The sequence below is a fragment of the Ruegeria sp. BF12 genome, from assembly GCF_056538705.1.
In genome coordinates this window covers 37747-56702 of record NZ_JBQFTP010000006.1, presented here as the reverse complement: position 1 = coordinate 56702, position 18956 = coordinate 37747, and the positions used below count along the sequence as shown (strand labels likewise).

The 18956-nt window shown below is 56.6% G+C and carries 24 protein-coding genes; 14 read left to right on the top strand and 10 right to left on the bottom strand.

What is annotated here, in order from left to right; translation table 11 throughout:
• Positions 1-5: 5 nt before the first annotated feature.
• The 5 genes from ACR0J0_RS11345 to ACR0J0_RS11325 form a co-directional block, all read right to left on the bottom strand.
• Positions 6-566 (bottom strand): L,D-transpeptidase, encoded by a 561-nt coding sequence (locus ACR0J0_RS11345; RefSeq protein ID WP_480663995.1) that lies wholly within the window; start codon positions 564-566, stop codon positions 6-8.
• A gap of 178 nt (positions 567-744) precedes the next feature.
• Positions 745-951, bottom strand: coding sequence for a cold-shock protein (locus ACR0J0_RS11340; protein WP_155149991.1), 207 nt, complete (start codon positions 949-951; stop codon positions 745-747).
• A gap of 189 nt (positions 952-1140) precedes the next feature.
• The gene (locus ACR0J0_RS11335) at positions 1141-1584 is read right to left on the bottom strand and encodes a hypothetical protein (protein ID WP_480663993.1); all 444 of its coding nucleotides are present in this window, start codon (positions 1582-1584) and stop codon (positions 1141-1143) included.
• Positions 1585-1663: 79 nt separating this feature from the next.
• Entirely contained in the window at positions 1664-3331 is a 1668-nt protein-coding gene (ettA, locus tag ACR0J0_RS11330) for an energy-dependent translational throttle protein EttA (protein WP_480663991.1), read from the bottom strand.
• Between the two features lie 73 nt (positions 3332-3404).
• Positions 3405-4796: a KAP family P-loop NTPase fold protein gene (locus ACR0J0_RS11325; protein WP_480663989.1), complete on the bottom strand. Its 1392-nt coding sequence runs from the start codon at positions 4794-4796 to the stop codon at positions 3405-3407.
• 103 nt (positions 4797-4899) lie between these two features.
• Between ACR0J0_RS11325 and ACR0J0_RS11320 the strand changes: the two genes are divergently transcribed.
• The 3 genes from ACR0J0_RS11320 (at position 4900) to dacB (ending at position 7565) form a co-directional block, all read left to right on the top strand.
• A complete protein-coding gene (locus ACR0J0_RS11320; protein WP_480663988.1) occupies positions 4900-5367 on the top strand; it encodes an MOSC domain-containing protein in 468 nt (155 codons plus the stop codon).
• Positions 5368-5399: 32 nt separating this feature from the next.
• The gene (locus ACR0J0_RS11315) at positions 5400-6020 is read left to right on the top strand and encodes a nicotinate-nucleotide adenylyltransferase (protein WP_480663986.1); all 621 of its coding nucleotides are present in this window, start codon (positions 5400-5402) and stop codon (positions 6018-6020) included.
• 66 nt (positions 6021-6086) lie between these two features.
• Positions 6087-7565: a D-alanyl-D-alanine carboxypeptidase/D-alanyl-D-alanine endopeptidase gene (dacB, locus tag ACR0J0_RS11310; protein WP_480663984.1), complete on the top strand. Its 1479-nt coding sequence runs from the start codon at positions 6087-6089 to the stop codon at positions 7563-7565.
• Between the two features lie 2 nt (positions 7566-7567).
• Here the strand turns inward: dacB and ACR0J0_RS11305 are convergent, their stop codons facing one another.
• Both ACR0J0_RS11305 and ACR0J0_RS11300 read right to left on the bottom strand, forming a co-directional pair.
• Positions 7568-7990 carry a tellurite resistance TerB family protein gene (locus ACR0J0_RS11305; protein ID WP_480663982.1) on the bottom strand — a complete coding sequence of 141 codons (423 nt, stop codon included), beginning with the start codon at positions 7988-7990 and terminating at the stop codon, positions 7568-7570.
• An 83-nt stretch (positions 7991-8073) separates the two neighbouring features.
• Complete coding sequence (locus ACR0J0_RS11300) at positions 8074-8541, bottom strand: Lrp/AsnC family transcriptional regulator (protein ID WP_480663980.1); 468 nt, start codon at positions 8539-8541, stop codon at positions 8074-8076.
• Positions 8542-8649: 108 nt separating this feature from the next.
• Here ACR0J0_RS11300 and ACR0J0_RS11295 point away from each other — a divergent pair, with 108 nt between their 5' ends.
• The 5 genes from ACR0J0_RS11295 to ACR0J0_RS11275 all read left to right on the top strand — a co-directional run bounded on the left by ACR0J0_RS11295 (position 8650) and on the right by ACR0J0_RS11275 (position 14394).
• Entirely contained in the window at positions 8650-9450 is an 801-nt protein-coding gene (locus tag ACR0J0_RS11295; protein WP_480663978.1) for a phenylalanine 4-monooxygenase, read from the top strand.
• A 7-nt stretch (positions 9451-9457) separates the two neighbouring features.
• Entirely contained in the window at positions 9458-9811 is a 354-nt protein-coding gene (locus tag ACR0J0_RS11290) for a 4a-hydroxytetrahydrobiopterin dehydratase (protein ID WP_480663976.1), read from the top strand.
• Between the two features lie 135 nt (positions 9812-9946).
• Positions 9947-11521 carry a lysine--tRNA ligase gene (locus tag ACR0J0_RS11285; protein WP_480663974.1) on the top strand — a complete coding sequence of 525 codons (1575 nt, stop codon included), beginning with the start codon at positions 9947-9949 and terminating at the stop codon, positions 11519-11521.
• Between the two features lie 48 nt (positions 11522-11569).
• On the top strand, positions 11570-11971 hold the full coding sequence (locus tag ACR0J0_RS11280) for a DUF4864 domain-containing protein (RefSeq protein WP_480663972.1): 402 nt from the start codon (positions 11570-11572) through the stop codon (positions 11969-11971).
• Between the two features lie 134 nt (positions 11972-12105).
• A complete protein-coding gene (locus tag ACR0J0_RS11275; protein WP_480663970.1) occupies positions 12106-14394 on the top strand; it encodes a glycosyl hydrolase family 28-related protein in 2289 nt (762 codons plus the stop codon).
• A gap of 28 nt (positions 14395-14422) precedes the next feature.
• On the opposite strand, the gene ACR0J0_RS11270 is transcribed toward ACR0J0_RS11275, so the two are convergent.
• Positions 14423-15085, bottom strand: a complete 663-nt coding sequence (locus ACR0J0_RS11270; protein ID WP_480663968.1) for a hypothetical protein — start codon at positions 15083-15085, stop codon at positions 14423-14425.
• 144 nt (positions 15086-15229) lie between these two features.
• On the opposite strand from ACR0J0_RS11270, the gene ACR0J0_RS11265 reads away from it, so the two are divergent.
• Positions 15230-15556: an antibiotic biosynthesis monooxygenase family protein gene (locus ACR0J0_RS11265; protein ID WP_239338784.1), complete on the top strand. Its 327-nt coding sequence runs from the start codon at positions 15230-15232 to the stop codon at positions 15554-15556.
• 65 nt (positions 15557-15621) lie between these two features.
• On the top strand, positions 15622-16029 hold the full coding sequence (locus ACR0J0_RS11260) for a universal stress protein (RefSeq protein ID WP_480663965.1): 408 nt from the start codon (positions 15622-15624) through the stop codon (positions 16027-16029).
• On the opposite strand, the gene ACR0J0_RS11255 is transcribed toward ACR0J0_RS11260, so the two are convergent.
• Entirely contained in the window at positions 16014-16517 is a 504-nt protein-coding gene (locus ACR0J0_RS11255; RefSeq protein ID WP_480663964.1) for a HugZ family pyridoxamine 5'-phosphate oxidase, read from the bottom strand. The two genes, ACR0J0_RS11260 and ACR0J0_RS11255, sit on opposite strands and share 16 nt — an antisense overlap.
• 250 nt (positions 16518-16767) lie before the next feature.
• Here ACR0J0_RS11255 and ACR0J0_RS11250 point away from each other — a divergent pair, with 250 nt between their 5' ends.
• Both ACR0J0_RS11250 and ACR0J0_RS11245 read left to right on the top strand, forming a co-directional pair.
• On the top strand, positions 16768-17061 hold the full coding sequence (locus tag ACR0J0_RS11250; RefSeq protein ID WP_480663962.1) for an excalibur calcium-binding domain-containing protein: 294 nt from the start codon (positions 16768-16770) through the stop codon (positions 17059-17061).
• A gap of 70 nt (positions 17062-17131) precedes the next feature.
• Positions 17132-17485: an MmcQ/YjbR family DNA-binding protein gene (locus ACR0J0_RS11245; protein WP_480663960.1), complete on the top strand. Its 354-nt coding sequence runs from the start codon at positions 17132-17134 to the stop codon at positions 17483-17485.
• Here the strand turns inward: ACR0J0_RS11245 and ACR0J0_RS11240 are convergent.
• Positions 17482-18189 (bottom strand): ORF6N domain-containing protein, encoded by a 708-nt coding sequence (locus ACR0J0_RS11240; RefSeq protein ID WP_480663958.1) that lies wholly within the window; start codon positions 18187-18189, stop codon positions 17482-17484. The two genes, ACR0J0_RS11245 and ACR0J0_RS11240, sit on opposite strands and share 4 nt — an antisense overlap.
• A 223-nt stretch (positions 18190-18412) precedes the next feature.
• On the opposite strand from ACR0J0_RS11240, the gene ACR0J0_RS11235 reads away from it, so the two are divergent.
• On the top strand, positions 18413-18703 hold the full coding sequence (locus ACR0J0_RS11235) for a hypothetical protein (RefSeq protein ID WP_480596449.1): 291 nt from the start codon (positions 18413-18415) through the stop codon (positions 18701-18703).
• A 14-nt stretch (positions 18704-18717) separates the two neighbouring features.
• On the top strand, positions 18718-18939 hold the full coding sequence (locus tag ACR0J0_RS11230) for a hypothetical protein (protein ID WP_480663957.1): 222 nt from the start codon (positions 18718-18720) through the stop codon (positions 18937-18939).
• The last annotated feature ends 17 nt before the right edge of the window (positions 18940-18956 follow it).

Genomic DNA, 18956 nt, shown 5'->3' with positions numbered 1-18956 from the left:
GGGCGTCAGACCACCGTGACAACCGTTCCGATCGGCACCCGCGCGTAAAGGTCAATCACATGCGCGTTCAGCATTCGAATACACCCGTTTGAGGCTGCGCGTCCGATGGTCTGCGGCTGCGTTGTTCCATGGATGCGGAAATAGGTATCGACGCCATTCTGAAACAGGTACAGCGCACGCGCTCCGAGTGGGTTATCATCTCCGCCGGGCTGGACATAGTCATTGTCCTTGAATCGGGCATAGGTGATCGGCTCCCGCTCGATCATCTCGTCGGTAGGCCGCCATGTCGGCCACTCTTTCTTGACGTCGATCGTGGCCGTGCCGGTGAACTCCAATCCGGCCTTTCCAACGCCGCATCCGTACCGGATTGCCTTGCGAGGTTCGGTAATCAGGTAGAGGTAAAACGACCGGGGTGCCACGAGGAGCTGTCCCGGCTGGAACTGCTTTTTGACCCGGACAAACTGCGGTGTGGGGTCGTATTCAACAGCTTTCGTCTTCGCCAGAGCGATGCCGGGCGTCAGGCCCGCTACTGCGGAAGCTGCAAGGAAAGTGCGGCGTGTGAACATATCGGTTCTCTTGAGGACAACAGAAAAATCGTAAACCAGTGTCGGAATGATAACCGATCTGGTCAATCATTGGGGGAGAGTAACTGATTTGTGATGTAATCGTGGGGACACACTTCTGTTGCAGCTGTGCCCTGCCTAAAAAGAAAAGGGCAGAGGAAACCTCTGCCCTTTCATGAACTTATGCCAGTTCGATATTGTCCGCGCTTTCGCGGCCGTCACGACCCGAGCGCAGCTCGTATGTGACTTTCTGGTTGTCGGCCAGACCGGTCAGGCCCGAACGCTCGACGGACGAGATGTGTACGAACACGTCCTTGCCGCCATCTTCGGGTGCGATAAAGCCGTAGCCTTTGGTGGTGTTGAACCATTTTACGGTGCCTGCGGGCATATCCGTTGTCTCCTGTTTAGCGCTGCCCACGGTGTTGCGGCAGCCCGGCGTCGTTGTCTGGATCGATAGACTGAGCGCCGGAATCGGGGACAGTGGGTCGAAATAGAAAAACGTAAGCGCCATTGATATGGCATCGGGGTGGGGATGTGGCAAGGGGAAGTTTGTTAAGGATTTCCTAGCCCATGCCCCTCATTCCAATTCTAACTTTTCTCTACACGCTGTTTTCACTGACCAGCCACCGTCGAACGGTTCACCCTCAAAACGAATTGCAGTATCCGCCCAGTCAACGTTGATTCCACTGAGTTCAGCTTTTGAGCAATGATCTGCAGTCAGTGTATTTGCGAGCAAGTGAACCACCGGCTCAGGCAACTCATCGACCGCGATGGTCATTGGAAACATGCGTTTGGCAGGCGGCGCTCCGAACTGTGCCATGAATCTCTTCCCAAGCACTTCTCCCCAGTAAAGCTGCGGGGATTTTCCTACAGCCTCGCCGTTATATAATACTAAAGAGTCAAACACCGCAGTCGCATTCGCCAGACCGTCCGGAATCGCCGGAACGAGCAACGTTTCCGCCCGTCCCGAGGATGCTAAGAATAGGAATGTCAGCGCTTTTGCGATAGTCTTAGACGGCAAGCAAAATACTCCAAGTTGTGCTCTTAAGTATCAAGACTGCGAAAAGGAGAATTCACTGCCGAATCGTTGGCGCAATTGCTCACCGTGCAAATTTCTTATGCTTCAACCGCTTGGGCTCCAGCGCGTCCGGTCCCAGACGGCGCTTTTTGTCCTCTTCGTAATCTTCGAAGTTGCCCTCGAACCACTCTACATGGGCATCGCCCTCAAAGGCCAGAATATGCGTGCAGATCCGGTCGAGGAAGAAGCGGTCGTGCGAGATGACCACGGCGCAGCCAGCGAAATCGACCAGCGCGTCTTCCAGCGCGCGCAGGGTTTCGACGTCCAAATCGTTGGTCGGTTCGTCGAGCAGCAGGACGTTGCCGCCCTCTTTCAGCAGACGGGCCATGTGGACGCGGTTGCGCTCACCGCCTGACAGCAGCGAGACCTTCTTCTGCTGATCGCCGCCCTTGAAGTTGAAGGACGAGCAATAGGCGCGGGAATTGACCTGCGCGTCACCCAGCTGGATTATCTCGGCGCCGCCGGTGATCGCTTCCCACACGGTGTCGTTGTCTTTCAGGTCGTCGCGGGACTGGTCGACATAAGACAGCTCAACCGTGTCGCCCAGCGTGATGGTGCCGCCGTCGGGCTGTTCTTGGCCAGTCAGCATCTTGAACAGGGTCGATTTACCGGCACCGTTCGGGCCGATGACGCCGACAATGCCGCCGGGGGGCAGGGCGAAGTCCAGCCCTTCGATCAGTTGCTTGTCGCCCATGTGTTTCGATAGGCCCTCAACCTCGATCACCTTGCCACCAAGGCGCTGGCCGTTGGGGATGACGATCTGGGCGCGGGTCAGCTTTTCGCGCTCGGACTGCTCGGCCAGTTCGTTATAGGCGTTGATCCGGGCTTTGGATTTGGCCTGACGGGCTTTCTGGCCCTGACGCATCCATTCCAATTCACGTTGCAGGGTCTTCTGCTTGGACTTGTCCTCGCGGGCTTCCTGCTCAAGCCGTTTGGCCTTTTGTTCCAGCCATGCGGAATAGTTGCCCTCGTAAGGAATACCGCGGCCGCGGTCGAGTTCCAGAATCCAGCCGGTGATGTCATCCAGGAAATAGCGGTCGTGGGTGACGATCAGGATGGTGCCCTTGTAGTCGATCAGGTGCTGTTGCAACCAGGCGATGGTCTCGGCGTCCAGGTGGTTGGTCGGTTCGTCCAAGAGCAGCATGTCGGGCGCTTCGAGCAGCAGTTTGCAGAGCGCCACGCGGCGTTTCTCACCACCTGAGAGGTTGGCGATGTTGGCCTCATCCGGTGGGCAGCGCAGCGCCTCCATGCTAACGTCGATCTGGCTGTCTAGGTCCCAAAGGTTCTCGGCGTCGATGGCGTCCTGCAGGGTGGTCATCTCCTCCATCAGCTCGTCCGAGTAGTTTTCGGCGATCTCCATGGCGATCTCATTAAACCGGTCGACCTTGGCCTTCTTCGCCGCCACGCCCAGCATGACGTTTTCGCGGACGGTCAGCGATTCATCCAGCTGCGGTTCCTGCGGCAGATAGCCGACCTTGGCGCCCTCAGCCGCCCATGCCTCACCAGTGAAATCGGTGTCGAGGCCCGCCATGATCTTCATCAGCGTGGATTTACCGGCGCCGTTGACGCCGACGACACCGATTTTTACGCCGGGCAGAAAGCTGAGGTGGATGTTTTCAAAGCACTTCTTGCCACCGGGATAGGTCTTGGAGACACCCTGCATGTGGTAGACATATTGATAGGCGGCCATGTCGCGTCCTCTGGGTCGGGGAAATCAAGTTGGGCGGTGTGATAGCGGATGCGGTGGGTGGGGGCAATGGACGTCAAGTATCATAAAACTGAAAGGTTTCGAGCAGGTCTTTAGATACTTTAGCTAGCAAATCTTTAATGAGGTTTTCCCCATACATAAAATCTGTCTGCCTAATCGTTGTTTTATCTTCCTCGGTCAACGTCGAGAAGTCTTGGATGGCCCGCCACGTCAGCTCGACACGACCACCGGTGTGAGTGCTTAAAATCTTTTCTTTGTCAAAGTAATCTAAGTATCGAAAGTTTGCGTCTTCGTTGTCCCGAAATCGGTAATAGGTTTCCGGCAAGAACACCTTAAATACTGCCATGGTCGCTAAACCGGCAAGGAATATGGCATTAAATCCCTCTTGAAGCCTTGGGATCGTAGCTAAGGTTGTTAGAACTCTTTCGGCGTCCCGAAGTGAAACAGGCCTGTCCATTCTTAAGCTTATTAGAATAACTTCGACGGGTTCCAACAGCGGTTTTGCCCTATCGGGAAACTGCATTTGTTCGCTTGCTTTTTGAAAGTGCTCGACCCAAATCGGGATCGGCTGCAAATATGTGTTTTTTTCTGGTAGGCGAAGCGTCAAAGTTACGAATTTTTGCAGGTAGGTCTGTGCATCGGATTTGTTGCCATACCGAGCAATCACACTGTTTCGTAACTCGCTAAGGTTAACACCCAAAATAAAGTGAACGCCATCGACATTAAAGAAGTGCTTGATAACTTCCAGTAAAGAAAGAGCAAAATCTGGGCGGCAGCGGTCCAGTTCGTCTACTATAATCACAAGCTTCTTTGCGGGTCTTTCCTCGCTATCTTTTGTCTCGGGTTCGGTTAATTCGATCAGTGCGAGACGAAAGGCCTCCATCGCTGCCATTTTCGCTCTATGCGCGTCCCAAAAATGCTCAGCTTGTTCGTTGCCGGTTTCTTTGTTGAGGAATGCCTTAGCTTCTTCGCCTACGGCCGAAGCAATTTCATCACCCAAATCGCTGAGAATTTCGGTTGCACCGAAAGTGACTGCAGATAGCCCAATTCGCCCCGCGGCCTTGCTTACAGCCCACGCAGTCTTCTTAAGGTTTTGTGCCCGCTTTTCGCTTTCTACATGCTGTTGATTTTCTGGTGTTCGAAACCGATCAGCAATTGCTCCGGTCAAGGCAACAAGCGGATCATCCAGATAGTCATACTTGAACGCATCGAAATAGACGGTCTGTGTCGTGTTCTCTTCGCGTTTCAGATGTTCACCAACCCAACACTTTAGGAACAACGATTTTCCTGATCCCCACGCTCCGTCCAAAGCGATCACCAATGGATCGTCGATGCGCTCCACCAGTTCCGACAGTTTGTCGCCGGTGGGCTTGCGTGAGAGTTTGTCGTGCTCGTCAAACCCATCTTTGTAGAGCTTGATTTTGGGTTCGGGTATGGTCAGGCGCATGTTTGGCTGCAATTCACAAATCAATCAGCGCTACTATTAGCGGCTGCCTCGGGAACGGTCAGACTGCTAGATGAGTGGAGGTGTGAAAATCTCGGAGCCTTTGATGTCATTGAAAGATCTCATTGCTGGTTGGGCGCAGCCGGGTCGTGTTGACTGGATCGCACTACGGCCAGCACGGCGAGAAGAGATGCGGTCGGTTGAAACCGCTCTGATTTCACCCGACGGCTTCGAAGGTGACCGCAGCCGCGCAGGCAAACGGGCCGTGACTATGATGCAGCAGGAACATCTGGCGGCGATTGGCTCTTATCTTGGGCAAGGGTCGATAGCACCGGAAACCCTGCGGCGCAATCTGGTGGTTTCGGGGATCAATCTGGCGGCGCTCAAGGGGCGTGAGGTGCAGGTGGGTGGGGCCATTCTGCGATTTACCGTGATCTGCGCGCCGTGCAGCCGGATGGAGGAAGCGCTGGGTAAGGGCGGCTATTCCGCCGTGCGCGGGCATGGCGGGTGGTGCGCCGAAGTTGTCACGCCGGGACGAGTTCAGCTAGGTGATTCGGTGCAACCTGTTGATTGACATCCCCGCACAGTTCTGAACATCAGCGAGGAATGGAGCGACACGACATTCCATATGCGCGGCCGGGGCAGGTCATCGGGCTTTTCGGTGGATCTTTTGATCCGCCGCATCGGGGCCATGTGCATGTGACGCTTGAGGCGATGAAAGCCTTTGGGCTGGATCGCGTCTGGTGGTTGGTATCGCCGGGCAATCCGCTGAAGGCACGAGGACCTGCGCCGTTGGAGCAGCGGCTGGAAGCGGCGAGGCGCATGATTTCGCATCCGCGGGTCGAGGTGACCAACATAGAAGCACTAACCGGGACACGCGCGACGGCGGATACTCTGGTCGCATTGCGACGTCTGTACCCCCAGGTGAAATTCGTGTGGTTGATGGGCGCGGACAATTTGGCACAGTTCCACAAATGGAAAGACTGGCGGACGATAATGGACAGCATACCGGTAGGCGTGATCGCGCGGCCGGGTGACCGAATTTCGGCGCGGATGTCCCCGGCGGCGCGGTTGTACGGAAAGTACCGGATCGATGGGCAGGCGCGCCACCTGTTGGGTAGGGCAGAGGCGCCGGCGTGGTGTTTTGTGAACGTGCCAATGGTCGATGTCAGCTCCAGTCAGATCCGGGCGCGCGGCGGATGGGGCGGCAAGGTGTTGCCGGAATAGCCCCAAAGCGCGCATAATCCATATCAATGGTTGTGCGCATTTGATCTGTGAGATTTTATTTGACCCATGGCTGATCGGTTTTCTCGACGTGGATTTCTAGGAGGGCTGGGGGCGGCTTTGATCCCCGGCGTGGTTTTGGCCGAGGCACCTCTGGTGTCGCTGCGACCGCATTTGCGCGGAGATCTGCCCTCTGGGGCCGAACGGCTGGTTCAGGCGGCAGGGCTGCGCGGTGAGGTGGTGTTCGCAGTGGCCGACGCTGAGACTGGTGCGCAGGTCGAGGAGTACGGAGGCGGTCAGGGATTACCTCCGGCCAGTGTCGCCAAGGCGTTGACCGCGCTATATGCGTTGGATGTTCTTGGTGCCGACTACCGGTTCGAAACGGCGCTGATGGCGGATGGTCCCATCGAAAACGGAATCCTCAAAGGCGACCTGATCCTTGTGGGCGGTGGTGATCCGTTGCTGGACACGGACGCCTTGGCCACAATGGCGGCCAACTTGCGCGAGGCTGGGATTGCCGAGGTGCAGGGCGCGTTCAAAGTTTATGAGGGGGCGCTGCCCTACGTGTTCAGCATCGACCCGGGGCAACCTGATCATTTGGGCTATAGCCCGTCGATCAGTGGCATTTCGCTGAATTTTAACCGTGTGCATTTTGAATGGAAACGCGACGGCACCCGTTACGACGTGACCATGGATGCGCGCAGCTCGCGTTACACGCCCTCGGTCGATATGGCGTCTATGCGCGTCGAGAACCGCAAGCTACCGATCTACACATATGAACCCAGCGCGCGGCAGGACCGATGGACGGTGGCCAAAGGAGCGTTGGGAAGTGGCGGTGCGCGGTGGTTGCCCGTGCGCAAGCCTGCGCTGTACGCGGGCGATGTCTTTAAAACCCTGGCACGCGCGAACGGAATCGTGCTGGGGCGGGTGCAAGTCACACGCGAAGCGCCGCAGGGAACAGTGCTTGTGCTGCATCAAAGCGATCCGTTGGATAGCATTCTACGCGGCATGTTGAAGTATTCGACCAATTTGACGGCGGAAATGGTCGGTATGGCGGCCTCACGCGCTCGTGGCGCAACGTTGGAATCGTTGGCTGATTCAGCGGCCGAGATGAATCGTTGGGCGCTAGAGGCTTATGGTGTGACAGGGATCGCGATGGTGGATCACTCGGGGCTGGGGGATGCATCCCGCATGGCGCCCGGCGATCTGGTGACGGCCCTGGTCGCTGCGAAAAAGGCGGGCACGTTGCGGCCGTTGCTGAAGAAATTCACGCTAGCGGACAGTCAGGGGCGGCCGGTCAAGGATCACCCGATCAAGGTGGATGCAAAGACCGGCACGCTGAATTTCGTATCCGGTCTGGGCGGGTTTATCACCACACCGGGCGGATCGGACCTTGCGTTTGCCATCTTTACCGCCGATGTCGACCACCGCGCGACCATCCCGCGCGCGCATCGCGAGCGGCCGGAAGGTGCGCGCAGCTGGAACAATCGGTCGCGTAAGTTGCAGCGCGCCCTGATCGAGCGCTGGGGATCGTTGGCCGGTAGCTGAGATCAGGTTGTGTGGCGTGCCCTAGCGCCACGCTCGATCGCGGCGGCGTGCAGCCGGTCTATGTTCAGTTCGTAACGGATTTCTTCAAGCAGTCGCAGCTCGGATTCAGCAAGGGAACCGTCTGCAGCAGCGACGTCACAAGCCAGCGCATAGGCGGTCTCGTTCAGCCGTTCCGGCAGGTTCTCCCGGATCAATCCGAATAGTGCGTCCAACCCGTCCTCTTGTTCGAACAGATCGAACACGGTTTGCGAAACGCGGCGAGTCCGGTCGATATCGTATTCGGCAAAAACCGGCAGCATGTTCACGGCGCCTTCGATTTTGACCAGCTCGGCCGTGCGGATCGTTTCATCAGACGCGGATACCGCAACCATGATCGCAACAAGGCAATCCTGCGGGGACATCGGGTGTGGAACTTGTTCGGTCATGGTGTCGTCCTGATTGGGCTGTTTTGAAAGCGCACGATAGGAGGGCTGCCGGGCAGGTTCAACGGATTTTGCCTAGATTGCGGTCAGAGAATGGGCAGAGGGCCTCGTGTTTTGGTCTGTCGCAGCACGAAATTGCTGCGTGTGTCACGCACAAGGCCCGACTTTAATAGCCGCTGCATGATGAAATGCTCAAGCGCCTCGGGGGTTTTGGCATAGACCTTAAGAATGAAATCATGATCCCCGGTGATCGAGGCGCATTCGACGATCTGAGGCTCGGTCTCGATCAGGCGGAGAAAGGCGTTGATGCTTTCTTCCTGATGATCACGGAGGGCCACGTGGACATAGGCGATGGCGTTCAGGCCAACCGATTTGGCGCGCACCTGCGCGGCGTATCCCGACACTATTTTTGCGGCCTCCAGATCGCGCACGCGTCGCCAGCATTGTGAGGCAGACAGCCCGGTGCGGTCTGCGAGATCCTGCATGGACAACCGGCCATCGGTCTGAAGCTCTTGCAATATGGCGATATCAGCGGGTTGAAGGGTTTGTTTCATAAAAGGTGATCCAATGATATATATTTGCCAAATTACTGGGAAAGTGCCGGTAATCCAAACCAAAATTCTCGGCGCGCGCGGTTATACTTTTCCTGAGGAGGAGAAGTAATGCCCAAGTCGACCAAATACGTCGCCAAAGTTGCCGATGAGCGCGGCCATATTGCATACACGCCAGAGGAGGATGCCGTCTGGGCGGATCTCTACGCTGCTCAGGAGGCGAATGTTCAACGCTACATGGCCAGGGATTATCTGGATGGGCTGGCGCGTCTGGATTTGCCAAAAACGAGCGTTCCCTCCTGCGCTGACATCTCTGAGCGGTTGTTGGATATGACCGGTTGGCGAGTTCAGCCGGTTCCTGCTTTGATCGGGTTCAAGACCTTCTTCGGGATGTTGGCAGACCGGGTTTTTCCTGCCGCTTCCTTTATCCGATCGCGCGAAGATTTCGACTATATCGAGGAACCGGACATCTTTCATGAGATTTTCGGGCACACGCCTTTGTTGAGTGATCCTCGGTTCGCGGCCTTCAGTCACGCTATCGGGAAGGCCGGGGTCCAGGCCGGTGACAAAGACTATTCCTGGCTGATCCGGCTGTATTGGTTCTCGATTGAATTCGGACTGCGACGTCAGGATGGTGAGATCAAAGCGCTTGGGTCGGGTCTTGCATCGTCACCGACCGAGCTTGTGTATGCCGTCGAATGCGACGTTCCTGATCGGGATCCGTTTGATATCATGACGATCCTGCGGACGCCGTATCGGATCGACATGCACCAGATGGGTTATTTCGTGCTAAACTCGCCGGAGGAGCTGTTTGCAGCCGCCGAGCGAGACCTGTTGGCAGATGTTCGTCAGGCGCAGTCACTTGGGTTGCTGCCGAACAAGTTTCCGGAAAAAGCAACCGCAGCGGAGTGAACGGATCATGACACTTTCAGGAGAAACCTGCAGCCTATCGGATCGAACCTGTGTGCCCTGTTCCGGCGGTGTCCCGGCTTTGACTCGCGAAGAGGCCAACACTCACATGGCCGAACTTTCATCAGACTGGACGTTGGATGCGGACGCAAAGATGTTAAGCCGGCATTACAAGTTCAAAGGGTTTGCAAAGGCCACCTATCTTGCAAACCTTTGCGCGTGGCTTGCCGATCAACAGGGGCATCACCCTGATGTCTCGTTCGGGTGGGGATATGTGGATGTTAAGCTGACCACGCACGAAATAGGTGGGCTCAGCGAAAACGATTTTATCTGGGCGGCAAAACTCGATCAGTTGACTGCCTGAACCGTCGCAATTGCGGTTTCCCGTCAGGAAAAACAGCGCGCTTTATTGACTCATGCTGCACCGGCACAATAGGAGGGGTCGGTCGGTTGCATGAGGTGATCGGCGCTGTTTTTTCCCGATGGAGCTGTAAATCAAATGTCTGAACTGCGTGAAACCGCTATGACGTCCAAGGCCTGGCCTTTTGAAGAGGCGCGCCGGTTGCTCAAACGCTATCAGAAAGCGGCTCCGGAAAAGGGATATGTGCTGTTCGAGACTGGCTATGGTCCGTCGGGGCTGCCGCATATCGGAACCTTTGGCGAGGTCGCGCGGACCACAATGGTCAAGCGCGCATTCGAGGCGCTGTCGGATATCCCGACCAAGCTGATCTGTTTCTCGGACGATCTGGACGGAATGCGCAAAGTGCCCAGCAACGTACCGAACCCCGAGGTGCTGGAGGAGCATCTGCAGCGCCCATTGACCTCGGTGCCGGACCCGTTTGGCGAATACCCCAGCTTTGGCGAGCATAACAACGCTATGCTGCGGCGGTTCCTCGATACTTTCGGGTTCGAGTACGAATTCTATTCGGCGCGCGATTTCTATCGCTCGGGTCAATTCGACGAGATCCTGAAGCGGGCAGTTGAAAGGTATGATGACGTGATGGCCATCATGCTGAAAAGTCTGCGCGAAGAGCGTCAGCAGACCTATTCGATTTTCCTGCCGATCCACCCCGAGACCGGCCGTGTTCTTTATGTCCCGATGAAGAAGGTCTGCGCCGAAACCTACACGATCACGTTCGACGACGAAGACGGTAAGGAATGGACGCTACCTGTCACCGGCGGCAACGTGAAGCTGCAGTGGAAACCGGATTTCGGTGCGCGCTGGGCGGCACTGGGCGTCGATTTCGAGATGTATGGCAAGGAACACGCGACCAACGAAAAGATTTATGACGCGATCTGTCGTGCGCTGGGCGGGCGTGCGCCCGAGCATTTCTCGTATGAACTGTTCCTGGATGAAAACGGGCAGAAGATTTCGAAATCGTCCGGCAATGGCGTGTCGATTGACGAATGGCTGACCTATGCGCCGACCGAGTCTCTGGCATATTTCATGTACCAGAAACCCAAGACGGCCAAGCGGATGCATTTCGACGTCATCCCGAAAGCCTATGATGAGTATCATCAGCAATTGCGGGCGTATCCGGGGCAGGATTTGAAAGCACAACTGAACAACCCGGTCTGGCATATTCATGGCGGAAACGTTCCGGAATCTACACTGATCGTACCGTTCGCAATGCTCTTGAACCTGGCGTCCGTGTCGGGGGCCGAGGACAAAGAGGCTCTGTGGGGCTTTATCCGTCGGTACGCGCCCGAAGCCACGCCGGAAACGCATCCCGATCTGGATGAGGCGGCTGGTTTTGCAGTGCGGTACTTCAACGACTTTGTGAAGCCCACCCGCCAGCACCGCGCGCCGACCGATCAGGAACGTGAAGCTCTGGAAGCGCTCAAAGCCGCCCTTGAGGTCTATGATGGCCCAATTGAGGATGAGGCGCTGCAATCGGTGGTCTATTCGATCGGGCGCGAGCGGTTCGATCCTATGCGTGGCTGGTTCACGGCACTTTACGAGGTGTTGCTGGGCGCGTCGCAAGGTCCGCGGTTTGGTGGTTTTATCGCGCTGTATGGCGTGCCGGAAACCATCGCGTTGATTGACAAGGCGCTGGCCGGAGAACTGGTCTGATTTGACCCGATACTGTGTGGGGCTACCCTTTAAGCAGGAGGTGGCCCCATGCGTCGATTACTGCTTGCCATATCACTCAGCGCCGGACTGGCCTCGGGTGCGTTTGCCCAGAGTGATGAGATCGAAGCCAACATTGCGGCGCAGATACAGGCGTTCAAGGCGGATGACTTTGTCACAGCCTTTACCTTCGCCAGCCCAAACATCCAGAACCTGTTCCGGACGCCCGAGAATTTTGGAGCCATGGTCCGCAATGGCTATCCTATGGTCTGGCGACCTTCCGAGGTTCGCTTTCTCGAACTGCGCGAGGTCGCAGGCGCCTTGTGGCAAAAGGTCATGATCACCGACGGCAAAGGGCAGGTTCACATCCTGGACTATCAGATGGTGCAACAACAGAACGGCTGGAAGATCAATGGCGTGCAACTGCTGGGTAACTCGGACCCGGCGGCGTGACGCAACACCACCGTCACGGTGGTATGAGCGGCGGTTAATCCCTCTTCGATACTCAGGCTTTTGCGTTCGGGGCGACCCCGAGCAATGGGTTTATGCGCGCGGTGGTCTGCTGCGCGATTGGGAAAGGGATTTCTATGAACAAGGCAATCACCGACGGCATCGTTTTCATGCCACCCGCATTTGCGAACGGTTTGAACGTCTGGTCCAGCGGCGACGGAACACCGGGTTCGCCCACCTATGGTGGCTCGGGCACAGGAGCATATGTTCCGGCGGACCCGGATTTCAGCGGTTGCCTTGAAATCCTGAAAGTGCAGGCAACGCAGAAATTGCGTTACATGGGGCAGACGCCCCTGATCCCGGGCTGCTATCTGCAGATCAAGGCGCGCGTAAAAGCAATCAGCGGACCGTTGCCTCAGGTCCGTGTCGCGGCCTGGGCTGGTGGAGCTGGTGACCAGCAAGTGACCGGCGTGATCGATCAGGGGCCGGCCACTCAGCTTTCGGGCTATGGCGCGGTGCATGAAGTCAAGGCCATTGTGGGGACTGGCAAACGCTCGGGCGTGGATATGCCCTGGGGTGTCGCGGCGCTTTACGGGCATTTCGGCCTGAACATCGAAGGCGCAAATGGTTCGGTCATTCGTGTCGATGACATCGAGATTTCAGATGTCACCAGTATCTTCCTGCGGGAAATGATCAGCACCGTCGATGTGCGCGACTATGGTGCAATCGGGGATGGGGTCGTGGACGATTCCGCTGCATTCGAAGCAGCGGATCAGGCCGCCAGCGGCCGCCGGATCTATGTGCCCAAGGGCACGTATTTGTTGGCGCAGAATACCTCAATGTCGTCCGAGATGGACTTTGAGGGCACGATCACAATGCCCGACGACAAAATGCTGTTGTTGACCAAGAATTTTGATTTGCCAGCCTATATTGCCGCATTCGGAAATGAAGAGCTGGCGTTCAAGAAGGCGTTTCAGGCGCTTTTGAACAATTCGGACCATGAATCGCTGGACATGGGCGGGCGAAAGATCTCGGTCACGGCGCCGATTGACATGGCAGCTGCTGTCCCTAACCGACAGGGCGGTTTTTCGACCCGGCGCGTGATCCGCAACGGGCAGTTTGATGTCAAAAGCAGCTCGGCCTGGGACACGGAAACCTTCACCTCGGTGGCGACGTATGATCCGGCGAATTCGACTACGCTGACCAATGTGGAGAACATCGCAAACATCCCGGTTGGAGCGCTGGTACAGGGCAACGGTGTCGGTCGTGAAATCTATGTGCGTTCCAAGGACGTCGGTGCTGGCGAGATCACATTGAACGACCCGCTCTTCGATGCAGCGGGTACGCAGACCTTCACCTTCCAATCGTTCAAATACCTGCTGGATTTCAGTGGTTTCAGCACGTTGCGCAAATTTGGCATGGAAGAAATCGAATTCCAGTGCAACGGGCGTTCCAGCGCGATCCGGCTTGCGCCGTCGGGCAGTACATTCGCGGTCACGAACTGCTTTATCAGCCGACCGAAAGATCGCGGTATCACGTCGCACGGCACCGGGTGTCAGGGGATGCTAATTGATAACTGCCAGTTTCTGTCGACCGAAGAAGCCTTGAACGTTCCCGATCGCAATTCCATTGCATTGAATGCCAATGCGAATGACATCAAGTTGCGCCACAATCGCGCTGTGCGTTTCCTGCATTTTGCGGTGCTGGCAGGCTCGAACAACCTAGTCTTGGGCAACCACTTCTTCCAGGGGGATCGCATTCCGCAGGGCGTCCGCAGCGCCGGGCTGATCATGACAGCCACCTATAATAGTTCGACCATATCAGAGAACTATGTCGACAATTGCTTTGTAGAATGGACCAACGAGCGGGAAGCAAACCCGGTCTATACTTCCGGGTATTCGTTCAGTTCGATGACGATCTCGGACAACATCTTCTATGCCAGCGAAGTAGCGCCGTGGTTCAGCCAGATCGTCATCCGCCCACATGGTGCCGGGCACTATTTGAATGGTGTGATCGTTACCGGCAACAAGTTTCGTTCCAGCAGCGGTCGTATCGATCGGGCCGAGCGGGTCGATACCACCTTTGCGGACCTGAACCACTACGCACATCTGAACGTGATTTTTGAGAACAACACCTTCAACGGCATCGATGCAAAGGTCGAAAACCCGTTGCGGATTCGAAGCGCCCAGGAATCGGCGTCTTCGGTCTGGGTGATTTCCGCTCAGGGTAGATTGCCCTTTGGCGGCAAGGCGCGCGGATGTGATACGATCACCATATTGGGACCGCTCCGAAACACGGACGGACACACAATTCACACAGTTCCATACGTTGATTTGGAACAGGGCTCTGATCCTGAAACTATCCAACTGCGATGGCCTCAACCGGTCAGTGGTTCTGTGTCGACCACCATGCGCATGGAGTATTGAACGACGATGCTGTGACAGCAAAGTTCCTTTAGAAAGTGTTCCAGATTGCCAGTTTGATGCCCGTGTTTTCGCGGGCATCATTTCGCTCAAATCCAAGTGTCCAGGTGGTCGGGCTGTCTTTCGCGCGAATCATGACCGATGGCCTAATCCTCCAGTGCAAAGGTTGGCCTGTCCGGTAGGCGGTTTCGATCTGCAGCAATGGGTTCATCAACCGCGCAGATGACAGGCCTGCGGTAATGTCCAGTTTGCGGTACAAGGCTTCGTGCGTTCGGTACTCCAACGCAGCGTCAACGGCGACCCACCCGTTGCCCCACCCGGTTTGAAACCCTTTGCCATACGACAAGGTCGCTTTGTACAAAGCCCCAACGCGCATCTGGCGGTGATGCGCTCCGATTGCAATTTCAGCCGCAAAGCGGCCTGCGCTTTTGAAATCGGCAACGGGCAGGCGGGCAAAGACCGTGGCATGCCCGTACAGGTCGCGACGTTCTTCGACATCCAGACCCAGGGTGATGTAGTCCCGAAACCCCCATTCGGCGTACAGAGACGTTTTATAGTCGTAACCGTCGCCCTGTTCTTTGAAGGCCGTCAGGGAAGCAGCAACAAAAACAGTCCCCTTATCCCGCAACCACGCGCCGGGCCAGGCCGGAGAAGCCATCAAGAGCAAGAACAGAATGGGGACAGCCCGACACATGCGCGCAGCATCCGTTAGCTTGGTTAACGGATCGTTAGGATTTTTTTCAATTCCTGTAAGAAACCTATGCCGCTGAAATGCAAAGGAAACGCAAGACCTTTCCAAAACCTATGTTAAGTTTGTAACAGACAAAGGAGAATCCAGATGCCGAAGATCGCAAAGAATGCAAGCGTCCAGACAGTTATTACAACCTTTGAAATGACACCCGGCACCTGTCAGGACCTGCTTGAAGCGTTGACCGACGCCTATGCTGAGTTCATCTCGAAACAACCCGGCTTTGTTTCTGCCGGTCTGCATGTGAACGATGCTCAGACCCGGATCGCCAACTATTCGCAATGGCAGCGCCGCGAAGATTTCCTGGCCATGTTGCGCACCCCGGAAATGCGGGACCGCAACCGTCAGATCAACGAATTGTGCAAAAGCTTCGAGCCGGTGATGTACGACGTGGCCGAGACGTTTGGCGGGTCGTGATCTGGATCAAAGCCTAACGGTTTGTCTTGGTGCAATTTTATGACGTGAAAACGGAGGTGCGCGTCATGTATCACAACATTCTTGTCCCCATTTCCTTTGATGCCGAACGGGATATTTCAGGGCCTTTGAAACTGGCCGAGGTGCTCGCGACACCGGATGCGCAGGTCACGTTGCTGCACGTGGTCGAGCATATTCCGAACTACGCCATATCCTACATGCCGCCCGAGTATCTAACCGAAGCCCGTAAGGCGTTGCAGACCGAATTGGACAGCCTTGCTGAAAAACTGCCAAACGCCAGGGGTGTCGTGATCGAAGGGCATTCGGGCCGTACGATCCTCGATTGGGCGGAAGAGCACAAACCGGACCTGATCATCATGGCCTCTCACCGCCCGGGTATGCAGGATTTGTTGCTGGGATCCACAGCGAACCACGTGGTTCGCCATGCCGCCTGCGCAGTTCACGTCGTACGTTGATCTGGCCAGATATCGCTTGGGGCAAGGCGCCACGCCTTGCCAAAGCCGCCATTCAGAACGGCGTCGGAAACGTCAAAGGTGACGAACCCGAAATCGGTGAAATCCACGTACAGTTTGGCTTTGGGCCGGATGCTTAGGTAGCGTGTGCGTAGCGCATCATGGTCGTCAGTCCCCCGCGCTACAAATCGCGCGTCGGCATGCAGTGTCAGTCGGGGATGGGTTAACGGATCGCCCGCGCTGCCGGGCTCACCGATCAGTAGCGCACAGGCTGAATTGGCCTTTAGTGAGCGCGTGTGGTCGGCCAGGGTTGAGATCAACGTAACTGGCAGTCCACGTACGTCCGTCGCCAGGGCGATACGTGAAACCGAAGGCAGTGCCGTATCCGGGCGCAGAACAGCCATGGCTCCGTACGTTGCCCCTGCGATCAGGTCACGGGCCATTTCACGGGCGGTATTGTCAACGGGACGGTAAGGATCGGTCTTGGTCATTTCTAATATACCCTTCTGGGGCAGACACGACCGGACCCTAACCATATGGCGGTCAATGCGCGAGCCCTCTCAATGTCAAACGCACAGTTTTTCAGGTCTCGGTTTCGCCACAAACCTCGTGTAAGTGGCTACCATGGCGTCCAAAGATCCTGAGACCACTGCCCAACGGAAAAGCAATAGAGCCGCGGCACGGCACCGGCGTGCCGATGCATTGCGCAAACGGGCACTGTCGCCCGTTCGGATAATTCTGATGGTCCTCATGCTGCCAATCTCAACCGCAGGAATCGCGGTCGGCGTCTATCTGCGCACATCTGAATTCAAACGCGAGGACGCCTTGTTGCACCTTGTGGCAATGGCCGGTTGCCAGGCGGCTGAATCCCTTGTGCCGGGACCGTATCGGGACGGTGAGCCGGGATATCACGCGCGCAACGACTCGGATGGTGATGGTGTGGCCTGCGGCATCCCTCCTCAAGTCGCAACACCGCAGCAGGCCGAGCCCCCGCGACAGCGGACGGTTGGAACAGCCAAATTCGTGCGGCCCTAATCTAAGTTGTTGGCTATCATGGCACATGCTGTGCTTGCCTAACTCTGCTCCGGTCGTCACAGTTACGTCCATGACACGTAATGAGTTCAACACATTCTGCGCCAGCCTCACAGCAACGACCCATGTTGTCCAATGGGGAAATGCGGATGTGTGGAAAGTGGGTGGCAAAGTGTTCGCGATCTGCGGCTGGAACGATGGGAAGGATGCCTTCACCTTCAAGGCTACCGATCTGGCGTTTGAAGTCCTCAGCGATGAACCCGGTATCCGCCCAGCGCCCTATCTGGCCTCGCGGGGGATGAAGTGGCTGCAGGTCCATGAGAAACGCGGCATGTCCGACGCATCCCTGCGTGAACACATCGTGACATCCTATGATCTGGTCGTGGCCAAGCTGACCAAAAAGTTGCGGGCCGAGCTGGGGGTTTAACCCTTCATCGCCTGCAGCAGCTCCAGCAGACGTTTGCGGTCGTCATCATTGGCGTAATCTCCGGTCGCCAGACGCTGGGCGATATTCAGACGCAGGCGTTCATGCTGGGTGCGCACCTCTTCGCCTGCGGTTTCGGCGAGGGTTTTCATGATCACCGCCACCGCCTGTTGCCGTTTCGTGGTGGGGTTGGCGATGTAATCGACAAGGCTCTGTTGACCGGAATCGAGGATGTTTTCGGCCAAATTGCGCAGCTGATCGCCATTGGGCAGCAGCGGGGCAGGGGCGTCCTCAGGTGGCAGGATTTCCGGCACGCTGCGCGGGGTTTCAGCCAGAGCGTTTGCGCCGTCGACGAAGGCTTCGGTGATCATCCTTGTGATCTTGATGGCGCGCGGGTCCTTGAACAGGGCCGAGGCGATGGCCACACCGTAATCCGTATAGACCCACGGATTGACCCGCCGCCCGCCGCGACCCTTGGGTTTTGAGATCACATTCTGTGATTGCAAATCGGCGACTTCAGCATCGGTCAGCTGAAAGCGGTAGCCCTCGAACAGGTCCTTGTTGCGCGACACGGCCTGATTGAAGGCGCTGACGGACTTTCCATAAAACTGCGCCAGATCCTCGGCCAGCACCACGCGGATACCGCGCACCCTGTGGATGGCGCTTTGGACCTCATGTGTGCTGGGCAGGGTGTTTGGGTTCGTCATGGCAACCGTCTGGAATCACAATTTGTGATTTCAAAAGTGAAGCAGCGGGCGCTGGGCTGCAACCTTGAAGTGTCAGCCGCCCGGATGCGGTCAGGCGTCTAGTTGAAAACGCCCACAAATCCCTCGTATCAATGCGAGATTTCGCGCTGTCATGCTAGGGTGCGCGCGGCGAGGCCGCTCCGGCCCGCTACATGGCAATTTCGCCAGACGAGGGAGGAAAGTGATGTTTGCGCGAATTACTCAATACAAAATGAAGCCCGGTACGCGGGAGGCGGCGACGGCGAAGATGAATGCATTGAAATCCGAAATCATGGGTATGCCCGGGATGCACTGCTTTACCAACGTGATGAACGAGGACGGTTCGGGCTATGTGATCTCAGTCGTCGAGAGCGAGGCAACCTCGAACGCAAACGCGCCCAAAGTGGCCGAACTGTGGGGCCATTTCGCCGAATTCATGGAAGGCCCGCCCTCACCGGTCGGATACGATGTGATTGCCCATTGGGATAAGGGGTAAAGGTTTGGGCGGGGATGGACCCGCCCTTTTCTTTGCAAAAGAAACTGCGCCAGATCCTCGGCCAGCACCACGCGGGTACCGAGCACCCTGTGAATGGCGCTTTGGACCTCATGCGTGCTGGGCAGGGTGTTGGGGTTCGTCATGGCAACCGTTTGGAATCACAATTTGTGATTTCAAACGTGAAGCAGAGGGCGCTGGGCTGCAAGTTTGAAGTGTGTGTGGCAAATACTTTGTGAAACTGGGATTTGGGATG

Coding starts and splice junctions, on each gene's coding strand:
- ACR0J0_RS11345 (WP_480663995.1), bottom strand. CDS start 566: ATGTTCACACGCCGCACTTTCCTTGCAGCTTCCGCAGTAGCGGGCCTG.
- ACR0J0_RS11340 (WP_155149991.1), bottom strand. CDS start 951: ATGCCCGCAGGCACCGTAAAATGGTTCAACACCACCAAAGGCTACGGC.
- ettA (WP_480663991.1), bottom strand. CDS start 3,331: ATGGCCGCCTATCAATATGTCTACCACATGCAGGGTGTCTCCAAGACC.
- ACR0J0_RS11325 (WP_480663989.1), bottom strand. CDS start 4,796: ATGCGCCTGACCATACCCGAACCCAAAATCAAGCTCTACAAAGATGGG.
- ACR0J0_RS11320 (WP_480663988.1), top strand. CDS start 4,900: ATGTCATTGAAAGATCTCATTGCTGGTTGGGCGCAGCCGGGTCGTGTT.
- ACR0J0_RS11315 (WP_480663986.1), top strand. CDS start 5,400: ATGGAGCGACACGACATTCCATATGCGCGGCCGGGGCAGGTCATCGGG.
- dacB (WP_480663984.1), top strand. CDS start 6,087: ATGGCTGATCGGTTTTCTCGACGTGGATTTCTAGGAGGGCTGGGGGCG.
- ACR0J0_RS11305 (WP_480663982.1), bottom strand. CDS start 7,990: ATGACCGAACAAGTTCCACACCCGATGTCCCCGCAGGATTGCCTTGTT.
- ACR0J0_RS11300 (WP_480663980.1), bottom strand. CDS start 8,541: ATGAAACAAACCCTTCAACCCGCTGATATCGCCATATTGCAAGAGCTT.
- ACR0J0_RS11295 (WP_480663978.1), top strand. CDS start 8,650: ATGCCCAAGTCGACCAAATACGTCGCCAAAGTTGCCGATGAGCGCGGC.
- ACR0J0_RS11290 (WP_480663976.1), top strand. CDS start 9,458: ATGACACTTTCAGGAGAAACCTGCAGCCTATCGGATCGAACCTGTGTG.
- ACR0J0_RS11285 (WP_480663974.1), top strand. CDS start 9,947: ATGTCTGAACTGCGTGAAACCGCTATGACGTCCAAGGCCTGGCCTTTT.
- ACR0J0_RS11280 (WP_480663972.1), top strand. CDS start 11,570: ATGCGTCGATTACTGCTTGCCATATCACTCAGCGCCGGACTGGCCTCG.
- ACR0J0_RS11275 (WP_480663970.1), top strand. CDS start 12,106: ATGAACAAGGCAATCACCGACGGCATCGTTTTCATGCCACCCGCATTT.
- ACR0J0_RS11270 (WP_480663968.1), bottom strand. CDS start 15,085: ATGTGTCGGGCTGTCCCCATTCTGTTCTTGCTCTTGATGGCTTCTCCG.
- ACR0J0_RS11265 (WP_239338784.1), top strand. CDS start 15,230: ATGCCGAAGATCGCAAAGAATGCAAGCGTCCAGACAGTTATTACAACC.
- ACR0J0_RS11260 (WP_480663965.1), top strand. CDS start 15,622: ATGTATCACAACATTCTTGTCCCCATTTCCTTTGATGCCGAACGGGAT.
- ACR0J0_RS11255 (WP_480663964.1), bottom strand. CDS start 16,517: ATGACCAAGACCGATCCTTACCGTCCCGTTGACAATACCGCCCGTGAA.
- ACR0J0_RS11250 (WP_480663962.1), top strand. CDS start 16,768: ATGGTCCTCATGCTGCCAATCTCAACCGCAGGAATCGCGGTCGGCGTC.
- ACR0J0_RS11245 (WP_480663960.1), top strand. CDS start 17,132: ATGACACGTAATGAGTTCAACACATTCTGCGCCAGCCTCACAGCAACG.
- ACR0J0_RS11240 (WP_480663958.1), bottom strand. CDS start 18,189: ATGACGAACCCAAACACCCTGCCCAGCACACATGAGGTCCAAAGCGCC.
- ACR0J0_RS11235 (WP_480596449.1), top strand. CDS start 18,413: ATGTTTGCGCGAATTACTCAATACAAAATGAAGCCCGGTACGCGGGAG.
- ACR0J0_RS11230 (WP_480663957.1), top strand. CDS start 18,718: ATGGACCCGCCCTTTTCTTTGCAAAAGAAACTGCGCCAGATCCTCGGC.